Source organism: Pseudomonas putida, assembly GCF_022627325.1.
GTDB classification, from domain to species: Bacteria; Pseudomonadota; Gammaproteobacteria; order Pseudomonadales; family Pseudomonadaceae; genus Aquipseudomonas; species Aquipseudomonas putida_X.
In genome coordinates this window covers 381,103-405,784 of record NZ_JAETZZ010000003.1, presented here as the reverse complement: position 1 = coordinate 405,784, position 24,682 = coordinate 381,103, and the positions used below count along the sequence as shown (strand labels likewise).

The 24,682-nt window shown below is 63.2% G+C and carries 16 protein-coding genes; 14 read left to right on the top strand and 2 right to left on the bottom strand.

Annotated elements, in window-relative coordinates:
- Positions 1-20: 20 nt before the first annotated feature.
- Positions 21-1,385 carry a formimidoylglutamate deiminase gene (locus JNA92_RS07550; protein ID WP_241804110.1) on the bottom strand — a complete coding sequence of 455 codons (1,365 nt, stop codon included), beginning with the start codon at positions 1,383-1,385 and terminating at the stop codon, positions 21-23.
- A gap of 143 nt (positions 1,386-1,528) precedes the next feature.
- Here JNA92_RS07550 and hutC point away from each other — a divergent pair, with 143 nt between their 5' ends.
- The 10 genes from hutC to hutG all read left to right on the top strand — a co-directional run bounded on the left by hutC (position 1,529) and on the right by hutG (position 12,755).
- On the top strand, positions 1,529-2,239 hold the full coding sequence (gene hutC, locus JNA92_RS07545; RefSeq protein WP_241804130.1) for a histidine utilization repressor: 711 nt from the start codon (positions 1,529-1,531) through the stop codon (positions 2,237-2,239).
- The gene (locus tag JNA92_RS07540; RefSeq protein ID WP_241804109.1) at positions 2,236-2,808 is read left to right on the top strand and encodes a HutD/Ves family protein; all 573 of its coding nucleotides are present in this window, start codon (positions 2,236-2,238) and stop codon (positions 2,806-2,808) included. The genes hutC and JNA92_RS07540 overlap by 4 nt, the downstream gene beginning before the upstream one ends.
- A gap of 348 nt (positions 2,809-3,156) precedes the next feature.
- A complete protein-coding gene (gene hutU / locus JNA92_RS07535; protein WP_241804108.1) occupies positions 3,157-4,836 on the top strand; it encodes a urocanate hydratase in 1,680 nt (559 codons plus the stop codon).
- 90 nt (positions 4,837-4,926) lie between these two features.
- Positions 4,927-5,895, top strand: a complete 969-nt coding sequence (locus JNA92_RS07530; RefSeq protein WP_241804107.1) for an ABC transporter substrate-binding protein — start codon at positions 4,927-4,929, stop codon at positions 5,893-5,895.
- 26 nt (positions 5,896-5,921) lie between these two features.
- Positions 5,922-6,773: an ABC transporter permease gene (locus tag JNA92_RS07525; RefSeq protein ID WP_241804106.1), complete on the top strand. Its 852-nt coding sequence runs from the start codon at positions 5,922-5,924 to the stop codon at positions 6,771-6,773.
- Positions 6,770-7,600 carry a quaternary amine ABC transporter ATP-binding protein gene (locus tag JNA92_RS07520; RefSeq protein ID WP_241804105.1) on the top strand — a complete coding sequence of 277 codons (831 nt, stop codon included), beginning with the start codon at positions 6,770-6,772 and terminating at the stop codon, positions 7,598-7,600. Before JNA92_RS07525 ends, JNA92_RS07520 begins: the two co-directional genes overlap by 4 nt.
- 8 nt (positions 7,601-7,608) lie before the next feature.
- The gene (locus JNA92_RS07515) at positions 7,609-9,132 is read left to right on the top strand and encodes an HAL/PAL/TAL family ammonia-lyase (RefSeq protein WP_241804104.1); all 1,524 of its coding nucleotides are present in this window, start codon (positions 7,609-7,611) and stop codon (positions 9,130-9,132) included.
- A gap of 22 nt (positions 9,133-9,154) precedes the next feature.
- Positions 9,155-10,687 carry a histidine ammonia-lyase gene (gene hutH, locus JNA92_RS07510; protein ID WP_241804103.1) on the top strand — a complete coding sequence of 511 codons (1,533 nt, stop codon included), beginning with the start codon at positions 9,155-9,157 and terminating at the stop codon, positions 10,685-10,687.
- Positions 10,688-10,735: 48 nt separating this feature from the next.
- Positions 10,736-11,941, top strand: coding sequence for an imidazolonepropionase (gene hutI, locus JNA92_RS07505; protein WP_241804102.1), 1,206 nt, complete (start codon positions 10,736-10,738; stop codon positions 11,939-11,941).
- Positions 11,942-11,951: 10 nt separating this feature from the next.
- Complete coding sequence (gene hutG / locus JNA92_RS07500; protein ID WP_241804101.1) at positions 11,952-12,755, top strand: N-formylglutamate deformylase; 804 nt, start codon at positions 11,952-11,954, stop codon at positions 12,753-12,755.
- 52 nt (positions 12,756-12,807) lie between these two features.
- Here the strand turns inward: hutG and JNA92_RS07495 are convergent, their stop codons facing one another.
- Entirely contained in the window at positions 12,808-18,339 is a 5,532-nt protein-coding gene (locus tag JNA92_RS07495; protein ID WP_241804100.1) for a dermonecrotic toxin domain-containing protein, read from the bottom strand.
- 203 nt (positions 18,340-18,542) lie between these two features.
- Here JNA92_RS07495 and pip point away from each other — a divergent pair, with 203 nt between their 5' ends.
- The 4 genes from pip to mdoH all read left to right on the top strand — a co-directional run bounded on the left by pip (position 18,543) and on the right by mdoH (position 24,516).
- Complete coding sequence (pip, locus tag JNA92_RS07490) at positions 18,543-19,514, top strand: prolyl aminopeptidase (RefSeq protein WP_012312379.1); 972 nt, start codon at positions 18,543-18,545, stop codon at positions 19,512-19,514.
- Positions 19,511-19,948: a D-aminoacyl-tRNA deacylase gene (dtd, locus tag JNA92_RS07485; protein WP_012312380.1), complete on the top strand. Its 438-nt coding sequence runs from the start codon at positions 19,511-19,513 to the stop codon at positions 19,946-19,948. The genes pip and dtd overlap by 4 nt, the downstream gene beginning before the upstream one ends.
- Positions 19,949-20,270: 322 nt before the next feature.
- The gene (locus tag JNA92_RS07480; RefSeq protein ID WP_241804129.1) at positions 20,271-21,950 is read left to right on the top strand and encodes a glucan biosynthesis protein G; all 1,680 of its coding nucleotides are present in this window, start codon (positions 20,271-20,273) and stop codon (positions 21,948-21,950) included.
- Positions 21,943-24,516: a glucans biosynthesis glucosyltransferase MdoH gene (gene mdoH / locus JNA92_RS07475; protein ID WP_241804099.1), complete on the top strand. Its 2,574-nt coding sequence runs from the start codon at positions 21,943-21,945 to the stop codon at positions 24,514-24,516. Before JNA92_RS07480 ends, mdoH begins: the two co-directional genes overlap by 8 nt.
- The last annotated feature ends 166 nt before the right edge of the window (positions 24,517-24,682 follow it).

The following is a 24,682-nucleotide window of genomic DNA, read 5'->3' as shown; positions in this document are numbered from 1 at the left end:
CGCTTTGCGGCCCTCTGTCGTCAGCCCAACAGCTGTCGCAACACCTCGACAAACGCCCGAGCGCTTTCTTCCTCCTGCCCGTGCCGCCCCTGGCGCACCACCCACTGCCCGTTGACCATCACATCGCGCACCTGGCGGTCGCCACCGGCAAACAGCCAGCGGTTGAGAATTGCATCTTCGTCGGCCGTGGCGATATACGGGTCTTGCCCATCGAGCACCAGCCAGTCGGCACGTTTGCCCATGGCCAGCGCCCCCACAGGCTGCCCGACTGCCTGAGCCCCACCCATCAGCGCCGCGCCATACAGCGTACGGCCGACCCTCGGCTGATCGTCGCGATAAAGCCGGTTGCGCCGTTGGTCACGAAGGCGCTGGCCATATTCCAGCCAGCGCAGCTCTTCGACCACGCTCAGTGATACATGGCTGTCAGAGCCGATCCCCATCCGGCCACCCTGGCTCAGGTAGTCCACCGCCGGGAAAATCCCGTCACCCAGGTTGGCTTCGGTGGTCAGGCACAACCCGGCCACCGCGCCACTGCTGGCCATGGCTGCCACTTCGTCAGTCTGCGCGTGGGTGGCGTGTACCAGGCACCAGCGCGCATCGACCTGCACATGCTCATACAGCCACTGCAATGGGCGCAGGCCGCTCCAGGCCAGGCAGTCGTCGACTTCCTTCTGTTGCTCGGCGATATGAATGTGGATTGGACATTGCTGATCGCCTGCTGCCAACACCTGGGCGATCTGCCCTGGCGTCACCGCCCGCAGTGAGTGGAAGCACAAGCCCAGCTGCTGCGCGGGTTGTGCGGCGATCGTCGCTGCGAGTTGCGCGTGCAGTCGCAGGTACTGCTCGGTGGAATTGATGAAGCGCCGCTGCCCCTGGTTGGGTGGCTGGCCACCGAAGCCGGCATGGCTGTACAGCACCGGCAGCAGGGTCAGGCCGATACCGCTGCTGGCCGCCGCCGCGCTGATGCGCCGGGACAGCTCGGTTGGGTCGGCATAGGCCTTGCCCGCCGGGTCATGGTGCACGTAGTGAAACTCGGCCACCGAGGTGTAGCCGGCCTTGAGCATCTCGATGTAGAGCTGACGGGCGATGACCTGCAGTTGCTCGGGGGTGATTTTGCCGACCAGGCGATACATCAGTTCGCGCCAGGTCCAGAAGCTGTCGTTGGGATTGCCTGCCACTTCGGCCAGGCCGGCCATCGCGCGCTGGAACGCGTGCGAGTGCAGGTTGGGCATGCCGGGCAGTACCGGCCCTTTGAGGTGTTCGGCGCCCTCGGCCGTAGCATCGGCCTGGACCCCCACCAGATGACCATCGGCGGCCACCTCCAGGCGGACATTGTGGGCCCAACCGGTGGGCAGCAGGGCACGTTCGGCGTAGTAGGCGGGCATTGCGCTATCCTGTGAGTGTTCAGCTTGTATATACATATACAGCCGTTTGCCTGCCGGGTAAACTGCGGCAAGCTACCGTTCATTCATTCCGCACAAGGATCCACGCCGTGCCGACACCTCCTGTCCCCGCGCTGGTCGCCCCGATGGGCGAGGGCCCGGCGCCGTTGTACGCCCGGGTCAAGCAGATGATCATCCAGCAGATCGAAAGTGGCAGCTGGCCCCCGCACCACCGGGTGCCGTCCGAGAGCGAACTGGTCAGCCAGCTTGGCTTCAGCCGCATGACCATCAACCGTGCGTTGCGCGAGCTCACGGCTGATGGGCTGCTGGTGCGGATGCAGGGCGTCGGCACTTTCGTTGCCGAGCCCAAGACCCAGTCCGCGCTGTTCGAAGTTCACAACATTGCCGACGAAATCGCCGCGCGTGGCCACCAGCATAGCTGCCAGGTGATCACCTTGGCCGAGGAGACGGCCGGTTCCGAGCGCGCGCTGGCGCTGGACATGCGTGAAGGTCAGCGAGTGTTCCATTCGCTGATCGTGCATTACGAAAACGGCGTGCCGGTGCAGATCGAGGATCGCTACGTCAACGCGCAGATCGCTCCAGACTACCTCAAGCAGGACTTTACCCTGCAGACGCCCTACGCCTACCTGTCGCAGGTGGCGCCGCTGACGGAGGGCGAGCATGTGGTCGAGGCCATCCTTGCCGAGCCTGACGAATGCCAACTGTTGACGATCGAGCGTGGCGAGCCTTGCCTGCTGATCCGTCGCCGTACCTGGTCCGGGCGTCAGCCGGTGACCGCAGCGCGCCTGATCCATCCGGGGTCTCGTCATCGTCTGGAAGGGCGATTCAGCAAATGAGGCAGATACACTGGTTGCACGCCGAAGAGTACCCGCGCATGCCGTGGAAGAACGGTGGCGGGTTTACCGAAGAAATCACCCGCGATACCGGCGATGGGCTTGATGGCTTCGGTTGGCGGCTGTCGATTGCCGACATTGAGGCGTCCGGCGGTTTTTCGAGCTTTGCCGGCTACCAACGCATCATCACCGTGCTGCAGGGCGATGGCATGCGTTTGACGGTGGACGGCGAATCCAGCCGGCCGCTGTTGCCCTTCGATGCCTATGCCTTCAGTGGTGAAAGCCAGGTGAACTGTAGTCTGCTGGGCGGGCCGATTCGCGATTTCAACCTGATCTATGCGCCTGGGCGTTACCGCGCCCGGCTGCAATGGTTCAACGGTGGCAGCCGGCTGCTCAGTGCGGCCAGCACCGTGCTCGTGTTCAGTGGCCAGGCGCAATTGCAGGCGAGCATCGATGGGCAACTGCAGCCGCCACTGGGGTTGTACGACTGCTTGCAGGTGAGCGAAAACACCCGCCTGCAGGAGATTGATGTGCTCGGGCGCTGCTGCGTGATCGAGCTGTCCCCTCTATAAGTGGATGTAGTGGCCCTGATCCGCCGGCTTGCAGGCGACAGGGCCATTGCAGTCGGTCGAGAGTAACCTGGTAACGCTTCCAAACGGAGCAGTCTGTTACCGAACGCCCCAGGATGGCGCAATGCCGTCCAGTGTGAAAAACGTCTGGTTTTTACCCCACCACAGCTTTTCTTCTTGCTCTGAGCCCTTGACGTGCATGGGCTGCAAGCTGTTTTCAGCGTCCTCGGCGAGGCGCTGTCAGGCAACTTGGCAATTCAATTGCATATGCTTGTATGTACAAGTAAAGCCAAGTGCGCGATTGTGGATAGGCCGTCCCCTTCGCGCTGTAAGCATCCGAGGAGCACTTTCGTGACTGACAACAAGCTGAACAAATTTCGTGATGTCGAAATCCGCGCCCCGCGCGGCAACAAGCTGACGGCCAAAAGCTGGCTGACCGAAGCGCCGCTGCGCATGTTGATGAACAACCTCGATCCACAGGTTGCCGAAAATCCGAAAGAGCTGGTGGTGTATGGCGGCATTGGCCGCGCCGCGCGCAACTGGGCCTGCTACGACAAGATCGTCGAGAGCCTGACCAACCTGAACGACGATGAAACCCTGCTGGTTCAGTCGGGCAAGCCGGTCGGCGTATTCAAGACCCACGCTAACGCCCCGCGCGTGCTGATCGCCAACTCCAACCTGGTACCGCACTGGGCCAACTGGGAGCACTTCAACGAACTGGATGCCAAGGGCCTTGCCATGTACGGGCAGATGACCGCCGGCAGCTGGATCTACATCGGCAGCCAAGGCATCGTTCAGGGCACCTACGAAACCTTCGTCGAAGCCGGTCGCCAGCACTACGGCGGCAGCCTCAAGGGCAAGTGGGTACTGACGGCAGGCCTGGGCGGCATGGGCGGCGCCCAGCCACTGGCTGCAACCTTGGCGGGTGCCTGCTCGCTGAACATCGAGTGCCAACAGAGCCGCATCGACTTCCGCCTGCAGACGCGGTACGTCGACGAGCAGGCTAGCGATCTCGACGACGCCTTGGCGCGCATCGCCCAGTACACCGGCGAAGGCAAGGCCATCTCCATCGCCCTGCATGGCAACGCTGCCGAAATCCTGCCTGAGCTGGTCAAGCGTGGCGTGCGCCCGGACATGGTCACTGACCAGACCAGTGCCCATGACCCGCTCAATGGCTACCTGCCAGCGGGTTGGACCTGGGAACAGTATCGTGACCGCGCCCAGACTGAACCGGCGGCTGTGGTCAAGGCCGCCAAGCAGTCCATGGCCGTGCATGTGCAAGCCATGCTCGACTTCCAGAGCCAGGGTATTCCGACCTTCGATTACGGCAACAACATCCGCCAGATGGCCAAGGAAGAAGGGGTCGCCAACGCCTTTGACTTCCCAGGTTTCGTCCCTGCCTATATCCGCCCGCTGTTCTGCCGCGGTATCGGCCCGTTCCGCTGGGCGGCGCTGTCGGGTGATGCCGAGGACATCTACAAGACCGACGCCAAGGTCAAGGCGCTGATCCCGGACGACGCCCACCTGCACCGCTGGTTGGACATGGCCCGCGAACGCATCAGCTTCCAGGGGCTGCCAGCCCGCATCTGTTGGGTCGGCCTGGGCCTGCGCGCCAAGTTGGGCCTGGCGTTCAACGAGATGGTGCGCAGCGGTGAACTGTCGGCGCCGATCGTCATCGGCCGTGACCACCTGGACTCGGGCTCGGTGTCCAGCCCCAATCGCGAGACCGAGGCCATGCAGGATGGCTCGGATGCGGTGTCCGACTGGCCACTGCTCAATGCACTGTTGAACACCGCCAGCGGTGCCACCTGGGTCTCGCTGCACCATGGTGGTGGCGTGGGCATGGGCTTCTCCCAGCACTCTGGCATGGTGATTGTGTGTGACGGTAGCGACGAAGCGGCTGAGCGCATCGCTCGCGTGCTGACCAACGACCCGGCCACCGGTGTGATGCGCCACGCCGATGCCGGCTATCAGATTGCGATCGATTGCGCCAAAGAGCAGGGTCTGAACCTGCCGATGATCACTGGCTGACAGCCCCGGTGGGCCGCACGGCGGCCCCCAATCGGTGATTTTTGTTGTAAGGACTGCCGATTTCCACTTTCAAGTTTGGAGCGTCATGCAATGAAAACCAACAAGACCTTGCTTGCCTCGCTGTTCACCCTTGGCCTGCTCGGCGCCACCGGCAGCAGCCAGGCTGCTGGTTGGTGTGAGTCCGGCAAGCCGGTCAAATTCGCCGGCCTGAACTGGGAAAGCGGCATGCTGCTGACTGACGTGATGCAGTTCGTGCTGAAGAACGGCTACGGCTGTGCAACCGACAGTCTGCCCGGCAACTCCATCACCATGGAGAACGCGCTGGGCACCAATGACATTCAGGTGTTCGCCGAGGAGTGGGTCGGCCGTAGCGAGGTGTGGAAGAAGGCCGAGGCAGCCGGCAAGGTGGTGGGCGTCGGCGCCCCGGTGGTGGGCGCGCAAGAGGGTTGGTACGTGCCGCGCTATGTGATCGAGGGTGACGCCAAACGCAAGCTCCAGGCCAAGGCCCCAGGCCTCGAGAACGTGGCCGATCTGGCCAGATATGCCAGTGTCTTCAAAGACCAGGAAGAGCCCGCCAAGGGCCGCTTCTACAATTGCCCGGCCGGTTGGACCTGCGAGCTGGACAACAGCAAGATGCTCAAGGAGTACGGCCTGGAAAGCAGCTATACCAACTTCCGCCCCGGCACCGGCCCGGCATTGGATGCTGCGGTGTTGTCCAGCTACAAGCGCGGGGAACCCATTCTCTTCTATTACTGGACCCCCACGCCGCTGATGGGCCAGGTCGATCTGGTCAAGCTGCAGGAAAAGCAGGGTGTGGACAAGACCGTCTCGATCAAGGTCGGGCTGTCCAAGGTTTTCCACGAACAAGCGCCCGAGCTGGTGGCTGTGCTGGAGAAGGTCAACATCCCGATCGACCTGCTGAACCAGAACCTGGCGCGCATGACCAAGGAGCGGATCGAGTCGCCGGCACTGGCCAAGGCATTCCTCAAGGAACATCCTGAAGTCTGGCAGGCATGGGTCAGCGAAGAGGCTGCCAAGAAGATCAACGCGGCGCTTTGAGCGTCCTCTGCCGATGAGTGGAATTTATGTTTCCTGACAACCTGACATTTTCCATCGCCGACTGGGTCAACGGCTGGGTCGACGCCCTGGTGACCAACTATGGCGATGTGTTCCGGCACATCTCCGATACGCTGCTATGGGCCATCGTCGGCCTTGAGGGCTTGTTGCGCGCTACCCCTTGGTGGCTGATGCTCGGTGTGGTGGCAGTGGTCGCCTGGCACGCGACCCGGCGCATCCTGCCGGCGCTGCTGATCACCGGCCTGTTGTTCCTGGTCGGTGCCGTTGGCCTGTGGGACAAGCTGATGCAGACCTTGGCACTGATGCTGGTAGCTACGCTGATCTCGGTGCTGGTGGGCATCCCGCTTGGCATCCTGTCGGCGCGCAGCAACCGTCTGCGGGCGGTACTGATGCCACTGCTCGACATTATGCAGACCATGCCCAGCTTCGTGTACCTGATTCCGGTGCTGATGCTGTTCGGCCTGGGCAAGGTGCCGGCCATCTTCGCTACGGTGATCTATGCCGCGCCGCCGCTGATCCGCCTGACTGACCTGGGTATCCGCCAGGTCGATGGGGAGGTGATGGAGGCGATCAACGCCTTCGGTGCCAACCGCTGGCAGCAGCTGTTCGGTGTGCAGTTGCCGCTGGCGCTGCCGAGCATCATGGCCGGTATCAACCAGACCACCATGATGGCCCTGTCGATGGTCGTGATCGCTTCGATGATCGGGGCACGTGGCCTTGGTGAAGACGTGCTGGTCGGCATCCAGACCCTCAACGTTGGCCGCGGCCTGGAAGCGGGCCTGGCCATCGTCATTCTCGCGGTGGTCATCGACCGCATTACCCAGGCTTATGGCCGGCCACGCCACGAGGTGAGCAAATGAGCACGCAGCCGATCAGCAAGATCGAGGTGAAGAACGTCTTCAAGATCTTCGGCGACCGGGCCGACGAAGCCATGCGCCTGATCCGCAGCGCCCAGGGCAAAGAGCAAGTGCTGGCGCAGACCGGCTGCGTGGTCGGGGTCAACGACCTGTCGCTGTCCATCGCCAGCGGCGAAATTTTCGTGATCATGGGCCTGTCGGGCTCAGGAAAATCGACCTTGGTACGCCATTTCAACCGCCTGATAGACCCTACCAGCGGGCAGATCCTGGTCGATGGCGAAGACATCCTGCAGTACGACATGGAGGCTCTGCGCGATTTTCGCCGACGCAAGATCAGCATGGTGTTCCAGAGCTTCGGCCTGCTGCCGCACCGCAATGTGATGGAAAACGTCGCCTATGGCCTGAAGGTGCGCGGCGAAAGCAAGCAGCTGTGCGCCGAGCGCGCCCAGCAATGGATCGAGACCGTAGGCCTGAAGGGTTACGAGAAGAAATACCCGCACCAGCTGTCCGGTGGCATGCGCCAGCGTGTCGGCCTGGCCCGGGCACTGGCAGCGGACACCGATATCATCCTCATGGACGAGGCCTTCAGTGCGCTCGACCCCTTGATCCGCGCCGAGATGCAGGACCAATTGCTCGAACTGCAGAAGACCCTGCACAAGACCATCGTGTTCATCACCCATGACCTGGACGAAGCGGTACGCATCGGCAACCGCATCGCCATCCTCAAGGACGGCCGCCTGATCCAGGTGGGAACGCCGCACCAGATCCTCCACAACCCGGCCGATGAGTATGTCGACCGCTTCGTCCAGCGCCGCGCGGTCGCGGTATGAGGGGCACCATGTCGCACGTTGAGACCGTTGTCTTCGAAGATGCCCCGTTGCGTTGGCAGGACATAGCCGCCGTTGCCCGCCATGGCGCGCCATTGGAACTGGCACCGCAGGTATGGGCGCGTATCGACAATGCCCAAGCCATCGTCCGCCATATCGTCGAGAGCGGTGAGCGTGCCTATGGCGTGAACACGGGCCTGGGCGCACTGTGCAACGTGTCGCTGCAAGGCGAACAGCTCAGCCAGCTGTCCCGCAATACCTTGCTCAGCCACGCCTGTGGCGTTGGGCCAGCGCTCGCCGAGGAACAGACGCGGGCGATCATCTGCGCTGCAATCGCCAACTACAGCCACGGCAAATCGGGTATCGCCCGGTGTGTGGTCGAAGCGTTGCTGGCGTTGCTCAACCATGGCATCACGCCGCAGGTACCCTCGCAGGGGTCGGTCGGTTACCTGACGCACATGGCGCACGTTGGCGTGTGCCTGCTGGGGATCGGCAAGGTCAGCTACCGTGGGCACGTCGTCGACGCCGCCCAGGCCCTGGCCGAGGCGGGCCTGCAGCCGGTGCTGCTGGGGGCCAAGGATGGGCTGTGCCTGGTCAACGGCACGCCGTGCATGACCGGCCTGGCCAGCCTCGCCCTGGACGACGCCAGCCGGCTGTTGCAATGGGCCGACGTGACCGGTGCCATGAGCTTCGAGGCACTGCGCGGGCAGATCACTGCGTTCGACCCCGAGATCATCGCCCTCAAGCCGCACCCTGGCATGCAAGTGGTGGGCGAGAACCTGCGCGCGTTGCTCGCGGGGAGCGAAGTGATCGCTGCCAGCAAGGGGATCCGCACCCAGGATGCGCTGAGCATCCGCTCGATCCCGCAGGTGCACGGCGCGGCCCGTGATCAGTTCGCCCATGCTGTGCGGCAGATCGAGGCCGAACTCAACGGCGCCAACGACAACCCGTTGCTGCTGGGCACCCCGGATGACTTCCGTGTGGTGTCCCAAGCCAACCCACACGGCCAGTCGGTGGCAATGGCCGCCGACCTGCTGGCGATTGCCATGGCCGAGATCGGTTCGATTGCCGAGCGCCGCCTGGATCGCCTGGTCAACCCCCACGTCAGTGGGCTGCCGGCATTTCTGGTCAGCAACCCAGGGGTCAACTCGGGGATGATGATCGCCCAGTACGTGGCCGCCTCGCTGTGCGCGCAGAACCGCCAGCTGGCGCAACCGGCAGTGCTCGACAATTACGTCACCTCCGGTCTGCAGGAAGACCACCTGAGCCTTGGCACCAACGCCGCGCTGAAACTGCACCAGGTGCTGGAGAACTGCACCCAGATACTTGCCATCGAATATCTGTTGGCGAGCCAGGCGTTCGAATTTCTCAAGCATCAGCGTTTTGGCGCAGGTACCGATGCCGCCTGGCGCCTGCTCCGTGAGCAGGTTCCGGCTTACCTGGAAGACCGTTGGCTGGCGCCGGACATCGCCCGCACTGCCGCGCTGCTCAAAGCTTCGCAAGGGCCGCAGCCTGTTCTCGCGGCACTGCACTGAACAATAACAAAGGAGCCTGTACATGGACGCCCTGAACCTCATCCCTGGCCGGCTGACGCTGGCCCAACTGCGCCAGATCCACCTGGCGCCACTGCGCCTGAGCCTGGATGCCAGCGCAGGTGCGGCCATCGATGCCAGCGTTGCCGTTGTCGAGCAGATCATCGCTGAAGATCGCACCGCTTACGGCATCAACACCGGGTTCGGCCTTTTGGCCTCGACCCGTATTGCCAGCCACGATCTGGAAAACCTGCAGCGCTCGCTGGTGCTATCGCATGCCGCGGGCATTGGCGCGCCGCTGGACGATGCGATGGTCCGGCTGATCATGGTGCTGAAGATCAACAGCCTCAGCCGTGGTTTTTCCGGCATTCGCCGCAAGGTCATCGATGCCTTGATCGCATTGGTGAACGCCGAAGTCTACCCGCACATTCCGCTCAAGGGGTCGGTGGGGGCTTCCGGTGACCTGGCGCCGTTGGCGCACATGTCCCTGGTGCTGTTGGGCGAAGGCAAGGCGCGTTACCAGGGCCAATGGCTGCCCGCTGTCGAGGCGCTTGCCGTTGCCGGGTTGCAACCGCTGACCCTGGCCGCCAAGGAAGGCCTGGCGTTGCTCAACGGCACCCAAGCGTCCACTGCCTATGCCTTGCGCGGCCTGTTCCAGGCCGAAGACCTGTTCGCTGCAGCCATCGCTTGCGGCGGCCTCACGGTCGAGGCGGTGCTCGGTTCGCGTTCGCCGTTCGACCCGCGCATCCACGACGCGCGCGGCCAGCCCGGGCAGATCGATACAGCCGCCTGTTTCCGGGACCTGCTGGGCGAGTCCAGCGAGGTTTCGCTGTCGCACAAGCACTGTGGCAAGGTCCAGGATCCGTACTCGCTGCGCTGCCAACCCCAGGTCATGGGCGCGTGCCTCACCCAGCTGCGCCAGGCGGCGGAGGTGCTGGCGATCGAGTCCAACGCGGTGTCGGACAACCCATTGGTGTTCGCCGTCGAAGGCGATGTGGTCTCGGGCGGTAACTTCCACGCCGAGCCGGTGGCCATGGCCGCCGATAACCTGGCGCTGGCCATCGCTGAAATCGGCGCACTGAGCGAGCGCCGTATCTCGTTGATGATGGACAAGCACATGTCGCAGCTGCCGCCGTTCCTGGTGGAAAACGGCGGGGTCAACTCCGGCTTCATGATCGCCCAGGTGACTGCGGCGGCCCTGGCCAGTGAGAACAAGGCGCTGTCACACCCGCACAGCGTCGACAGCCTGCCGACCTCGGCCAACCAGGAGGACCACGTGTCCATGGCCCCGGCGGCTGGCAAACGGCTGTGGGAAATGGCCGAAAATACCCGTGGTGTGCTGGCCATCGAGTGGCTGGGTGCATGCCAGGGGCTCGATCTGCGCGAGGGGCTCAAGACCTCGGTGAAACTGGAGCAGGCCCGCCAGGTGCTGCGCCGTGAAGTGCCGCACTATGACCGTGATCGCTTCTTTTCGCCGGATATCGAGGCCGCCAGCGCGCTGTTGGCAGAGGGCAAACTGACGGGGCTGTTGCCGCGTGGCGTGTTGCCGAGCTTGTGACAACCGGTCAGTTGCCTCGCGCACTATCGCTAGTAACGGAGACTGAATATGAGAACTCTCTGGCAGAACTGCCAGGCGGCAACCATGGCCCAGGGCAGCTACTCGATCATCGAGGACGCGGCCATCGTCAGCAACGCGGGCTTGATCGAGTGGATCGGGCCACGGTCTGACGCGCCGGTGCAGGGCATCGCTCGCACAGTGAGCCTTGACGGCGCCTGGGTCACCCCCGGGCTGATCGACTGCCACACCCACGCCGTATTCGGTGGCAACCGTAGCGACGAGTTCGAGCGGCGCCTGCAGGGCGTGAGTTATGCCGACATCGCCGCGCAAGGCGGCGGCATCGCCAGTACCGTGCGGGCCACCCGTGCGGCCAGCGAGGATGAGTTGTTCGCCAGTGCCCGCCAGCGGGTCCAGGCGCTGATGCGTGACGGTGTGACTACCCTTGAGATCAAGTCCGGCTACGGCCTGGACCTGGCCAACGAACGCAAGATGCTGCGTGTGGCGCGGCGTCTGGCCGACGAATTGCCGGTTGCCGTGCGCGCTACCTGCCTGGCCGCCCACGCCTTGCCGCCGGAATACGCCGGGCGCCCCGACGACTACATTGCGCACATCTGCGACCAGATGCTGCCTGCACTCGCCGCCGAGGGGTTGGTGGACGCCGTGGACGCGTTCTGCGAGCACCTGGCGTTTTCCCCGGCCCAGGTCGAGCAGGTGTTCATCAGGGCGCGCGAACTGGGTTTGCCGGTCAAGCTGCACGCCGAGCAGCTCTCGTCGCTGCACGGCTCCAGCCTGGCCGCCCGCTACCAGGCGCTGTCGGCCGACCACCTGGAATTCATGACCGAGGAAGACGCCGTGGCGATGGCCGAGGCGGGCACTGTCGCGGTGCTGCTACCGGGCGCGTTCTACTTCCTGCGCGAAACCCGGCTGCCTCCCATGGACGCCTTGCGTCGTCACGGCGTGAAGATTGCCCTTGCCAGCGACCTCAACCCCGGCACAGCGCCAGGCCTGTCGCTGCGGCTGATGCTGAACATGGGGTGCACGCTGTTTCGCATGACCCCGGAAGAAGCCCTGGCGGGCGTTACCCTCCATGCCGCCACGGCACTGGGCATGGGCGACACCCATGGCACGCTGGAAATCGGCAAGGTGGCGGACTTTGTCGCCTGGCAGATCGAACGCCCCGCCGACCTGGCTTACTGGCTGGGTGGCGACTTGCCCAAGCGCGTGGTGCGCAAAGGCCATGAAATAGCCCACTGAGCGAGGCGAAATGGACAAGGTACTGAGTTTCCACCAGGGCCGTGTGCCCCTGCTGATCAGCATGCCCCACGCGGGGCTCCGCCTGACCCCGGCCGTGCGCGACGGGTTGGTCGACCAGGCGCGCAGCCTGCCCGACACCGACTGGCATATCCCGCGCCTGTACGATTTCGCCCGTGAGCTTGGGGCCAGTGTGGTGGCGGCAGAGTATTCGCGCTTCGTCATCGACCTCAACCGCCCGGATGACGACAAGCCGTTGTATGCAGGGGCTACTACAGGCCTGTTTCCGGCTGCATTGTTCGAGGGGCAGCCGCTGTTCAAGGAAGGCTGCGAGCCTTCCGCCGAGGAGCGCAAGGTTTATCTCGAGCAAATCTGGCGGCCGTATCACCAGGTCATCGAGCAGGAGCTGGCACGCTTGCGCACCGAGTTCGGCTACGCACTCCTCTGGGATGCCCACTCGATCCGCTCTTTTATCCCCCACCTGTTCGAAGGCAGGTTGCCAGATTTCAACCTGGGCACCTTCAATGGTGCCAGTTGTGCCCCGGGGCTGGTCGAACGGTTGCAAAGCGTATGTGCCCAAGCGCACGGCTACAGCCATGTGCTCAATGGCCGCTTCAAGGGGGGGCACATCACTCGGCATTATGGTGACCCTGGCGGCCATATCCATGCCGTGCAGCTGGAGCTGGCGCAAAGTACCTACATGGAAGAGAGCCTACCGTTCGACTATCGCGAAGACCTGGCTCAACCGACGCAAGTGGTTCTGCACCAGCTGTTGACGGCCATGTTGGCGTGGGGGCAGGGGCACTACGCGCAGTGACCGACGAGGGCCTGGCCGGGTGAAGGCCCTCGCAGTTCGTTTCAGGGGGTGATCATTCGGGCCGGCCCTGCATCCGGGTCAGTTCCTGAAGCAGCTCCAGCTCCTGATGTTCTTTAGCGTCTTGCAGGTTTTGCTGCAGTGCCAGCTCCTCCGCCAGCGGCAGGTCGAGTGCAGCCAGTTCGAGCACCTGCTCGCCATAGCGTTGCTCTATTTCGGCAAAACGGCCGGGGTATTCAGCGCGCAATCGGCGGGTCCAGTCAGCGTTTGCCAGCATGTACTGGATGAACGCATCACTGTTTTCCTTTTGCCTGACGCGCTCCAGGACACTGGAGATCTCGCCCGGTGCCAGCATGGCCGCGCCGCGAAAACGCATACTGTCGGCAATCGGCAGGTCCAGCTCCCGGGCCAGCTCCCGGCGGTAGGCCAGGCGTACCGAGACCCGGTCACCTTGCCCGGTCCGGCTGTTGGCCAGCAGTTCCAGCTGGCCGATCCGGTACAGTTGCAGCAGGCGCCGGTACAAGGCCGGCAAGGAGTCGCCCGCGTCGGTGAGGATGCGGTTGGACATCAGGTACAGCTCGATATTGTTGAATTCCTGAAGTGCGCCGTCATGGCAGGTCTGCGAGCCGGTTACCGGGTCGGGCAAGGCCGCCGCAGCGATGCTGCTCATGGTGGGCAGCTCATGCTCATGGGTTGCCGCAATCACCAGCATGATGCGCACGCGCTCGCAGAACGCGGCTTGCGAGGTAGGGTCGAGGTACGGCGCCGCATTGCGCAAACGCCCAGCTAGGGCCAACAGGTTATGGCCATTTTCGAGTGTCTGCAGCCTTTGCCAGCAGTCGCTCAGGGCTTCGTTCTGCGCTTGGTTGCCAAGCGCCCAATCCTCCAGCCTTGGTGAGTCATCGCCAGCGAAGGGCACTGGGAAGTGAGGATGATCGAGGAGTGAGCCCTCATCGGACGATTCAATCAGGATCAGGTTGTCGGGAATGTCGAGGGCGAAGGACAGGCTGTGCTGGCTGTCGGAGAACGTGCGCACCCGTTGGATCGTATCTTCTGACAACGGGTTGTCGAACATCGAAATCGACGAGATCGGCATCGGGTTGTGGATGTTTTCCAGAATATGGTTGGGCAGCTCCGAGATATGGTTGGAGCTCAAATCCAGCAGCTCCAATGGCAGCAGGGCGTCGCACCAGGCTGGCCAGGCCTGCAGGTTCATGTTGGTCAGGCTCAGTGATGTCAGGTTCGCTGAGAGGTTGGCGGGTACCTGGGTAATGGCACCGATCTGGTTACCCGACAGGTCCAGCGACGAAAGTTGCGGCAAACGGGCGAAGGCTTCGATCATGGCCTGGTCGATTTCCAGGCCCATGTTGCGAAATTCCAGATGCGCGAGTCGCTGCAACCGTACCAGGGCCGACGGCAGCGAGGGCATTGGCGCTACGTGCGCTTCGACGGTCAGCCGGGTGATATTGGGGAAGCGCCCCAGCAGTTCGTTGAGCTGGGCGGTTGAGCCACTGACGCGGGTCAGCGTCAAGGCGGTCACGCGTTCACCGAAGAAGGCCGGCAGCCGTCTCGGGAAATGCTCCAGTGCCACATTTTCAAGCTGCAGCCGAAGGTACTGCAAACCCTGCTCCTGCCGGGACCAGAATTCGGTGATCGCCACTTCGATGCGTTGCCGGTCTTCGAGCACCGCTTGGGTCAGCGGGGTGTTGGAACTGGAAGCTTGCGCCCAGCCTTCGATCGCCTCGCGCAGTTGCTGGCGCTCATTCTGGATGCGTTCAAGCCGTTGGGTCAGCTCGGGGGAGTGATCCACATTGACCTGCACATTCATCCGGTTCTCGCTCAGTAGCAGGCGCTGCAGGTGGGTTTCGTTGATCTCGTTACCCTCCAGCGAAAGGCTCGACGGGCGCTGGATCGCTTCTGCCTCGTTGAGCAGGAACGAGGGCAGCGACCGGAGGTTGTTGTCACGCAGCGAAACGTGAGCGATTCGCTCCAGGGCGTCACTGCCCAGCCCGATCGGCCATTGATGCAGTTGCATGGCGTTCAGGCCGAGGTAGTCCAGCGAAAACTCATGGAAGCTGGGGCTGTCGCGCTGCGCGAAACGATTGCCGCTCAGGTCCAGGTACCTGAGCAGTGGCAACTGGGCCAGTTGGTTCATGTCATTGGAGGTGAGTGCGACGTTCTGGTTGATGAACCTCAGCGCCCGCAGGCCAGGCAAGTGCTCTGTGATGGTGGGGATACTGAAAATGAAAGAGGACGGTGTAATGCTGGGGTCGTAGGCCCGGCTGATCTCCAGCGATTCAAGTTGCGGTACCTGCCTGAGCAGGCGTTGCAGCAAGCGTTCGTTCTGCGCCCAACCGGCGAGGGTGCCTGATGGCAGGTCGTAAAGCCGCAACCTGCGAATATTCGAGGTGAAGAATGTTGGCAGAGTCATGGGGATATCGGCCAGGGGCACCTGCTCCAGGCTCAGCTCGCTGGTGTGGCTGTCCCCCTCGACCAATGCCGTGTCGTACCAGTGCTGCATGATGGCTTGCCGCAGGGCGCTGTACTGCTGCGCGGCCTGATCGGACGCAGTTGAAATCCCCTCGTTCCAGTCGTCCAGCCGGCTTTGCATCTCTATGCGTTGATCCACCAGTTGCTGCAGCCGTCCAAGCACTTGCTGTGGGTTACGGCCACCGCCGGCGATGATCATCAGAATCTGATCCGCCGATCTGGGGGTGTTTTCGGCGAGCCCTGTGGCGTTGACCGCCTCAAGCAGGGCCTGGCGGCTGACAATGGGGGCTGTCGGCAGGCCACCACTCAACGGGTAGCCAATACGTCCGTTGGCGAGCCGCATGGGGGAGCGGTAACCCGGCCGTACAGGTTGCATGCCCAGCACCTGCCTGAGCGAGGTACGTGACAACAGGGGGCCTTCCTGCAACCGCAGGCGTAACTCAGCCCCGTCTACGATGCCCACTTGGGCCATCGCCTGGGGCAGCGCGGCATATAACGCCGTACACAGATCGCCATAAACGGTGACCGGGGTTTGCGCTCCTGCCTCGGTGTGGACGATGTAACCTGCTTCGGCGCTGGTAATCACCGTGAAAGACTGTGCATCCGTTGGCCCCACGCTTTCGCGATGAGCAGGCCAGAAGCGGTGCTGGCGAAGTTCGAGGTTGATGTCAGCGGGCCAGCCAGGCAGCCGTTCGAGTGAATGCATGATCAGCCGGTCGGTGTCGCCGTTGCGAACGCTGGCGAGGAACAGCCCTTCGTAGGCCCGGGCGAGGCGTACCTGCTGCTGGAAGACGCGTATCTCTTCAGCCAGGCGCAGAGGCAGCTTGCCCGTGCCGAGTGCTGCAATTTCGCCGCTGGTGGCGTTTCGCAGCACCTCATCGGTGATTGCTGCGGGCACGTTCGGATAGACCCGCTGAATGACTGCCGCGCCGCTAGCCTGGCTGGCGGGGAGGCGCGCGTAGGCACGTTCGAGCTCGGTGGGCCATCGGCTCCTGTCAGGCAGCTGACGGACAGCCCTGTCCAGCCTGAAGCGGGTCAGGGTGTCCTCAAGCAGGGCAGGCAACCGCTGGTTTTCGGTCAGGACATGGCGCAGCACGTTTTCATGTACATCGCAGACACGCAGTATCTGCAAGGCTGTTTCTTCTGAGAATTGCTCGCTCGCAAGGCCCATGCGTTGCACCAGGGTCGTCATTGGCCATTGCAGAGGGTGCTCCAGGGGCAACAACCAGGCGCCGGCGCCGTTATGGCGAAGCGCAGGCTCGTGCGCAACAGGCCTGGCCGGGTGCACCAGGCGGTATTGGTCAGTGGCCGCAGTGGGCCTGACGATGTACTGGTTACCCTGCACGACAAGCCAGCGCTTGCCTTGATAGTGAAGCAAGCCATGTTCGTCGGGTTCCAGGTTTGCGGGCAGCACCTGGGGGCTGCGGTACGGCGTCAGGTCGGGCTTCCACAGGCGGGCCTCGCCATTGGGTAATTCGACAGTTTCCAGCGCTTCGATGAAGGAGGGCGTTTCCACGGGAATCCGTTCCACCTCCTGTTCCTCTCCCGGCCCGCCTGCAGCACCTTCCCCTGGGTTCTTCAGTGCCTTGGCTGCGGCAGAGAGCGCCACCATGAGCGCCACGTTCTCGACAACATCGACCAGATACCCGTAGGCCGCATCACGTTCGTCGTTTTTCCACGCATCGATTCCTTCGTACACCTCGCAGGCCAGCTGTGTCAGGCATACAGCCAGCATCGCCTCGCCCAGGCCCGGCACGAAGAAGCCTGCGATGTTCAAGCCCGTCAGTACGCGACCGGCAATCAACTGCCGGTGGGCGAGAGCGGTACGTCGATCGACGATCGCTGTTGGTATCGCGTGGAAAAGCACATCCTTTTCGTGGCGCTCGGCTTTCTGGAAGGCCATCACACCCTCGAATGCATGACGAAACGGCTGTGCGACCGGGTACAGCGTTGCATGCGGGTCCGGCACCCGCTCATGCAGGCCGCGGACACTCCAGCCGATGGGGGTCAGGCGGTCCTTGAGGCGCGCGATCACCGGGCCTTTGTCGCGGTCGGCTAGATGCCTGTCCAGGTAAGCGATGTTCGCCCTCAGTCGACCGCTCAGGTCGGCCTTCAAGGCCTCCAGGGAGGCGAATTCCTTGAGCGGCGTCTCGCTGTCATCAGGGATGTACAGCGCCACGGTGTCTTGGGCCGACGTTCGCAAGGTGATGAGCGCGACGCCGGTGAGTTCGGCTTCCCACAGTGTGAGCAGGCTGAAAGCGATCGCCGGTCCTGCAGATTCGGCTGGGAGCCTGTCGAGGGGGGTGGCAAGGGCGGTGGTGTACAGCACCTCGCTGATATCGCCCTTGAGGCGGGCGAAATGCAGGGATTGCCTGAATGCCGATACCTCGGCGCGGCCCAGGGTTTGATACACGTTCAGCGCAGCTTCGTCGGCGCTCAGCTGTGCTGTGGCTTGGGGATAGTAGATGGCGTGAACCTTGTCGTGGTATTTGCGGCCCAGGTCCAGGTCACGGCACAGCTCGGCAAACGCCTCCGCTTCGATGTTCAGGGTATTGGTGATGGGCACTGTGCCCATGAAACGCCGGTGATCGACGATGACGGATTTCTTCAGTGGCCCGCCCTCTGCATCCATCCCATGCTTGACGGCGGCGGCAGCATCGAAGTTGTGCAGGGCGCAGTGCAGCAGCGAGCGGGTGGCGCGGTCGATGGCCTGACGGCTGTCGATGGCGTTGGCCATGTCGATAAGGCGTGCATCCACCAGGTAGCAGTTCTGCACATCGACGGTCAGGCCAAACCGTTCGCTGATCGCCTCTGACAGTTGCTGGCTGGCGTAGGACTGCAGCTCGGGAAGCGCTTCAAACAGCCTGCGCACCTGTGCCGCGTGGTCACGGTGGCGCGCATGTTCGTCACGCCAGGCGTTGCCGATGTCCGGCATCTGCAGGATCGCCGTGGCCAGCCAGGTGGGGGCCTGCTCCCAGTTGCGCATTGCGCGCAGGGTGTCGGGGGAGGCTGATTTCAGCCACGTGGGGATTTTCTGCTCGATGGTGGCGTATGGGGTACCCGGTGGGGGGGTGGTCTTGCCGGTTGGGCTAGGCATCGTGAGGTCCATTGCAGGAAACGGGACAAGGGACTATGGCGAGTGGAAAAGCCTCGATGGGGTAGATAAATCTGGTGGGGTGTCAGCGCAGTGGCAAAGGCATGGCAGGCTTGTGCGGGGGAGTTGTCTTCAGATACATGCTCAAAGCGCAATTCAGGTTTATGATGCCCAACGGCAGACTAAATCCTCACACGGAGTGCGCAATGCAGACCCTCTACCCGCAGATCAAACCCTACGCCCGGCACGATCTGGCCGTGGAAGCGCCGCATGTGCTTTATGTCGATGAAAGCGGCTCGCCTGAAGGTCTGCCGGTGGTGTTCATCCACGGTGGCCCGGGCGCGGGTTGCGATGCCCAGAGCCGTTGCTACTTCGACCCCAACCTGTACCGCATCATCACGTTCGACCAGCGCGGCTGTGGCCGTTCCACCCCGCATGCAAGCCTGGAGAACAACACCACCTGGCACCTGGTCGAAGACCTGGAGCGCATTCGCGAGCATCTGGGCATCGACAAGTGGGTACTGTTCGGCGGCTCCTGGGGCTCTACCTTGGCCCTGGCCTATGCCCAGACCCACCCCGAGCGGGTTCACGGCCTGATCCTGCGCGGTATCTTCCTGTGCCGCCCGCAAGAGATCGAGTGGTTCTATCAGGAGGGCGCCAGCCGCCTGTTCCCCGATTACTGGCAGGACTACATCGCGCCGATTCCGCCGGATGAGCGTAATGACCTGGTCAAGGCATTCCACAAGCGCCTGACCGGCAACGACCAGATCGCCCAGATGCATGCCGCCAAGGCGTGGTCCACCTGGGAGGGCCGCACTGCCACCCTGCGCCCCAACCCACTGGTGATCGACCGCTTCTCCGAGCCTCAGCGCGCCTTGTCGATCGCCCGGATCGAATGCCACTACTTCATGAACAACGCGTTCCTCGCACCCGACCAGTTGATCCGTGACATGCCCAAGATCGCCCACCTGCCGGCCGTGATCGTGCATGGCCGCTATGATGTGATTTGCCCGCTGGACAACGCCTGGGCATTGCACCAGGCATGGCCCAACAGCGAGCTGAAGGTGATCCGCGACGCCGGCCATGCGGCGTCCGAGCCGGGGATCACCGATGCGCTGGTGCGGGCCGCCGATCAGATGGCACGTCGCCTGCTCGACCTGCCTCTGGAAGAAGCATGAAGGGGCTGCTGCAGCGTGTGCGCGGCGCGCGGGTAGAGGTGGCGGGTGAAATTGTCGGCGCCATCGACCAAGGCTTGCTGGTGCTGGTGGCGGTAGAGCCTGAAGATACCCGTGAACAGGCCGATAAACTGTTGCACAAGTTGCTCAACTACCGCGTGTTCAGCGATGAGCAGGGCAAGATGAATCTGTCCCTCAAGGATGTGGGCGGCGGTTTGCTGCTGGTGTCGCAGTTCACGTTGGCGGCGGACACCCGCAGCGGCATGCGTCCGAGCTTTTCGACAGCTGCACCGCCAGCGCTCGGTGCCGAACTGTTCGACTATCTTTTGCAGCAAGCCCAGGGCCAGCATGCAGATGTGGCGAGCGGCCGATTCGGTGCCGACATGCAGGTACATCTGGTCAATGATGGCCCTGTGACTTTTCTGTTACAAATATGAATGAAAAAACGGCCTAGGTTGTGCGAAACAAGGGGTTTTGTACGCTAAATAGTTGATCCAGCCTGATGCGTTGTAATGCATCCTGCTGGATAATCGCGCGCTGTTAGGGCCTGCGTTCGCAGGTTCGTTTTACTCTGACTCGAGCATTGTCTGGATCCGTTTGGGGAATCATTACGCCCTCACGGGGTCCGAACAGTGCTCGCCAACCCGGCATTTGTCGCTGGCCGTTGGTTTCATGATCTGTTTTCGGCGAGGGTTGCTCGTGATTGTTAGTCCCCATAAAGCATCTAGAATCCCCGGCAATCGGCTGCGCAAGGCCCTGATGGCCAGTGCGGCACTGGTCGGCCTGATGAGCGCGGGCCAGCTGTGGGCATTCAATCTTGACGATGTTGCAGCCAAGGCAAAGGATCTCGCCGGCCAGAAGTACGAAGCACCGAAAAGCAATCTGCCGGCAGTGTTCCGCGACATGAAATTCGCGGACTACCAGAAGATTCACTTCCTGCAGGAAAAGGCCGAGTGGGCCAAGGACAAGACGCCGTTCAAGCTGTCCTTCTACCACCAGGGCATGCACTTCGACACACCGGTGAAAATCAACGAAGTCACCGCCACCACCGTCGAGGAAATCAAGTACGACCCGAGCCGTTTCGAGTTCGGTGACGTGCCGCACGACCCTGAAACCACCAAGAACCTTGGCTACGCCGGTTTCCGCGTGCTTTACCCGATCAACAAGGCCGACAAGCAGGACGAAATCATGACCCTGCTGGGGGCCAGTTATTTCCGTGTGGTCGGCAAAGGGCATGTGTACGGCCTGTCGGCCCGTGGCCTGGCCATCGACACCGCGTTGCCTTCGGGCGAAGAGTTCCCGCGTTTCACCGAATTCTGGGTCGAAAAACCCAAGCCGGCCGACAAGCACCTGGTGATCTACGCCCTGCTGGATTCGCCGCGCTCGACGGGTGCCTACAAGCTGATCCTGCGCCCGGGCAGCGATACCGTGGTCGATGTGCAGTCCCGCGTGTTCCTGCGTGACCACGTCAGCCGTCTGGGCATCGCGCCGCTGACCAGCATGTTCCTGTTCGGCCCAAACCAGCCGTCCAAGGTCATGAACTATCGCCCGGCCCTGCACGACTCCGAAGGGCTGTCGATCCACGCCGGTAACGGCGAGTGGCTGTGGCGCCCGCTGAACAACCCCAAACACCTGTCGGTAAGCAACTTCAGCGTCGAGAACCCGCGCGGTTTCGGCCTGATGCAGCGTCATCGCGAGTTCAAGGATTACGAAGACCTCGACGACAACTACCAGAAGCGTCCGAGCGCCTGGATCGAGCCTAAGGGCGATTGGGGCAAGGGCACCGTCGATCTGGTCGAGATCCCGACCGCCGACGAAACCAACGACAATATAGTTGCCTTCTGGAGCCCGGAAACCTTGCCAGAACCCGGCAAGCCGTTCGAGTACGCCTACCGCCTGCACTGGACCATCGACGAAGCGCGTTTCCAGGCCCAGGAGCTGGGTTCGGTGACCCAGACCATGCGGTCAACCGGTGACGTCAAGCAGTCCAACCTGATCCGTCAACCAGACGGCAGCGTGGCGTTTCTGGTCGACTTCGCCGGCCCGGCCTTGGCCGCCCTGCCGGAAGACGCTGCGGTACGCAGCCAGATCAGCGTCGGCGACAACGCTGAGGTGGTCGAGAACAATCTGCGCTATAACCCAGAGACCAAGGGCTGGCGCCTGACCCTGCGGATGAAGATCAAGGAGGCCAACAAGGCTACCGAGATGCGTGCCGCACTGGTTCGTGACGTTCCGGTCGAGGCGGCCAAGCCTGCCGAAGAAGCCAAGCAGGACAAGGCCGCGACCAAGCATGGCAAGGCTGAAAAAACTGCCAAGGCCGAGCAACCTGCCAAGGCTGAACAACCTGCCGCCGACGCGGCATCCACCAACGGGGCCCCGGCCACCACTGAACAAGTGCTGACCGAGACCTGGAGCTATCAGTTGCCTGCCGATGAGTAACTCAAGCGCAAGGCCGGAATCGCTTGGCGAGTACCTGGCCCACCTCCCACTGAGCGATGAGCAGCGCGCGGAACTCGCCAGCTGTACCTCGTTCAGTGAGCTGCACCAACGCCTGGCGGGCAATGCGCCCGCCACCACCCACGAGGCCGTGCAGGCCTCGGTGGGCCCGCGCCTGACGGTGGGCAGCGCCGCCGAACTGGAAGATGCCGAGATGCTCGGCGTCGACGGCAGCGGCCGGCTGTGCCTGAAGATCGCACCGCCGATCAAGCGCACCCGGGTTGTGCCCGAGCCATGGCGTACCAATGTGCTGATCCGCATGTGGCGGCGCATGACCGGCCGCACCAACGCGCCGCAGCCGCCCAAGCGCGAGCTGCCTCCGGCGCGTTGGCGCATGGTCGGCTCGATCCGCCGCTATATCCTGCTGACCCTCATGATCGGCCAGACCCTCGTCGCCGGCTGGTACATGAAGGGCATCCTGCCGTACCAGGGCTGGTCGTTCGTCGAGCTCGACGAAGTGGTCAACCAGCCGCTGTGGGACACCGTCGTACAGGTCTGGCCCTATGCCTTGCAGACCTCCATCCTGATCCTTTTCGGCATCCTCTTCTGCTGGGTGTCGGCGGGCTTCTGGACCGCGCTGATGGGCTTCCTCGAGCTGCTCACCGGGCGTGACAAATACCGTATCTCCGGCAGCAGTGCCGGCAGTGAGCCGATCGCTCCTGAAGCACGTACGGCGTTGGTGATGCCTATTTGCAACGAAGACGTGCCGCGCGTGTTCGCAGGGCTGCGGGCGACCTTTGAATCGGTCGCAGCCAGCGGCAACCTCGACCGTTTCGATTTCTTCGTGCTCAGCGATACCAACGACACTGACATCGCCGTGGCCGAGCAACAGGCCTGGCTGGACGTTTGCCGCGAGACCAAAGGTTTCGGCCGCATCTTCTACCGCCGCCGCCGCCGCCGTGTGAAGCGCAAGAGCGGTAACCTCGACGACTTCTGCCGTCGCTGGGGGGGCGAATACAAGTACATGGTCGTGCTCGACGCCGACAGCGTCATGAGTGGCGAGTGCCTGAGCAGCCTGGTACGCCTGATGGAGGCCAATCCGGACGCCGGCATCATCCAGACCGCGCCCAAGGCATCGGGCATGGACACGCTGTACGCGCGCATGCAGCAGTTCGCCACCCGTGTGTACGGCCCGCTGTTCACCGCCGGCCTGCACTTCTGGCAGCTGGGTGAGTCGCACTACTGGGGCCATAACGCGATCATCCGCATGAAGCCGTTCATCGAGCACTGCGCCTTGGCGCCGTTGCCCGGCAAGGGCGCCTTCGCCGGCGCGATCCTTTCCCACGACTTCGTCGAAGCAGCGCTGATGCGCCGTGCGGGCTGGGGCGTGTGGATTGCCTATGATCTGCCGGGCAGCTATGAAGAGCTGCCGCCGAACCTGCTTGACGAGCTCAAGCGGGACCGCCGCTGGTGCCATGGCAACCTGATGAACTTCCGCCTGTTCCTGGTCAAGGGCATGCACCCGGTGCACCGTGCGGTGTTCCTCACCGGCGTGATGTCTTACCTGTCGGCGCCGTTGTGGTTCTTCTTCCTGGTGCTGTCGACCGCGTTGCTGGCCACCAACACGCTGATGGAGCCGCAATACTTCATCGAGCCGTACCAGCTGTATCCGCTGTGGCCGCAGTGGCACCCGGAGAAGGCCGTGGCGCTGTTCTCCACCACCATCGTGCTGCTGTTCCTGCCCAAGCTGCTCAGTATCATCCTGATCTGGGCCAAGGGCGCGGTCGAGTTCGGTGGGCGGGTCAAGGTCACCTTGTCGATGCTGATGGAGATGCTGTTCTCCATGCTGCTGGCGCCAGTACGGATGATCTTCCACACCCGCTTCGTGTTGGCCGCATTCCTTGGCTGGGCTGCGACCTGGAACTCGCCGCAGCGCGACGACGATTCGACCCCGTGGAGCGAGGCGGTACGTCGCCATGGCCCGCAAACCCTGCTGGGTATTGCCTGGGCGGCGCTGGTGGCATGGCTGAACCCAAGCTTCCTGTGGTGGCTGGCACCGATCGTTGGTTCGCTGGTGCTGTCGATCCCCGTTTCGGTGATCTCCAGCCGTACACGCCTGGGCCTGGCAGCCAAGGACGAGAAGCTGTTCCTGATCCCTGAGGAGTACGCAACGCCCCAGGAGCTGCTCGCCACCGACCAGTACACCCACGAGAATCGCTGGCATGCCCTGCACGACGGCTTCGTGCGCGCTGTGGTCGACCCGCGGCAGAACGCCCTGGCCTGTGCCATGGCCACTGCCCGTCATGGCCAGTCGGCAGCGATCGAGGCGATGCGTGCCGAGCGCCTTGCCAAGGCGATAGAGGCTGGGCCCAAAGGCCTGGACCTGGGTACTCGCCTCGCCTTGCTGAGCGACCCGGTCGCCTTGGCGCGCCTGCATGCTCAGGTGTGGGCAGAGCACAATGCGGCCTGGATCGACGCGTGGCGTGCATCGATCAACAACGACCCGCATTCGCCGTTGCTGCCCTTGCACCCGGCGAACGAGGCTCAACCTAGCCTGGTTGGCGCCTGACCGACCCTGGGGCCGCCATGCGGCCCTTTCGCCGGCTTGCCGGCGAAAGGGTTTTCCTATCTTCCTCACCCCCTCGGATTTTGGCCAACAAAGTCCCCCCCGGCTCTAGGTCCCAGGGCCGCCATGCGTTAGCATCCCTCTCCGAAAAGCCATGCCGGCCGGTACG

Bases quoted from the DNA above. Each gene is read 5' to 3' on its own strand.
- JNA92_RS07520 (WP_241804105.1), top strand. From the start codon at position 6,770: ATGAGCACGCAGCCGATCAGCAAGATCGAGGTGAAGAACGTCTTCAAG.
- JNA92_RS07480 (WP_241804129.1), top strand. From the start codon at position 20,271: ATGGCCAGTGCGGCACTGGTCGGCCTGATGAGCGCGGGCCAGCTGTGG.
- JNA92_RS07525 (WP_241804106.1), top strand. From the start codon at position 5,922: ATGTTTCCTGACAACCTGACATTTTCCATCGCCGACTGGGTCAACGGC.
- hutG (WP_241804101.1), top strand. From the start codon at position 11,952: ATGGACAAGGTACTGAGTTTCCACCAGGGCCGTGTGCCCCTGCTGATC.
- JNA92_RS07540 (WP_241804109.1), top strand. From the start codon at position 2,236: ATGAGGCAGATACACTGGTTGCACGCCGAAGAGTACCCGCGCATGCCG.
- hutC (WP_241804130.1), top strand. From the start codon at position 1,529: ATGGGCGAGGGCCCGGCGCCGTTGTACGCCCGGGTCAAGCAGATGATC.
- JNA92_RS07550 (WP_241804110.1), bottom strand. From the start codon at position 1,385: ATGCCCGCCTACTACGCCGAACGTGCCCTGCTGCCCACCGGTTGGGCC.
- JNA92_RS07495 (WP_241804100.1), bottom strand. From the start codon at position 18,339: ATGCCTAGCCCAACCGGCAAGACCACCCCCCCACCGGGTACCCCATAC.
- JNA92_RS07530 (WP_241804107.1), top strand. From the start codon at position 4,927: ATGAAAACCAACAAGACCTTGCTTGCCTCGCTGTTCACCCTTGGCCTG.
- JNA92_RS07515 (WP_241804104.1), top strand. From the start codon at position 7,609: ATGTCGCACGTTGAGACCGTTGTCTTCGAAGATGCCCCGTTGCGTTGG.
- hutI (WP_241804102.1), top strand. From the start codon at position 10,736: ATGAGAACTCTCTGGCAGAACTGCCAGGCGGCAACCATGGCCCAGGGC.
- dtd (WP_012312380.1), top strand. From the start codon at position 19,511: ATGAAGGGGCTGCTGCAGCGTGTGCGCGGCGCGCGGGTAGAGGTGGCG.
- pip (WP_012312379.1), top strand. From the start codon at position 18,543: ATGCAGACCCTCTACCCGCAGATCAAACCCTACGCCCGGCACGATCTG.
- mdoH (WP_241804099.1), top strand. From the start codon at position 21,943: ATGAGTAACTCAAGCGCAAGGCCGGAATCGCTTGGCGAGTACCTGGCC.
- hutH (WP_241804103.1), top strand. From the start codon at position 9,155: ATGGACGCCCTGAACCTCATCCCTGGCCGGCTGACGCTGGCCCAACTG.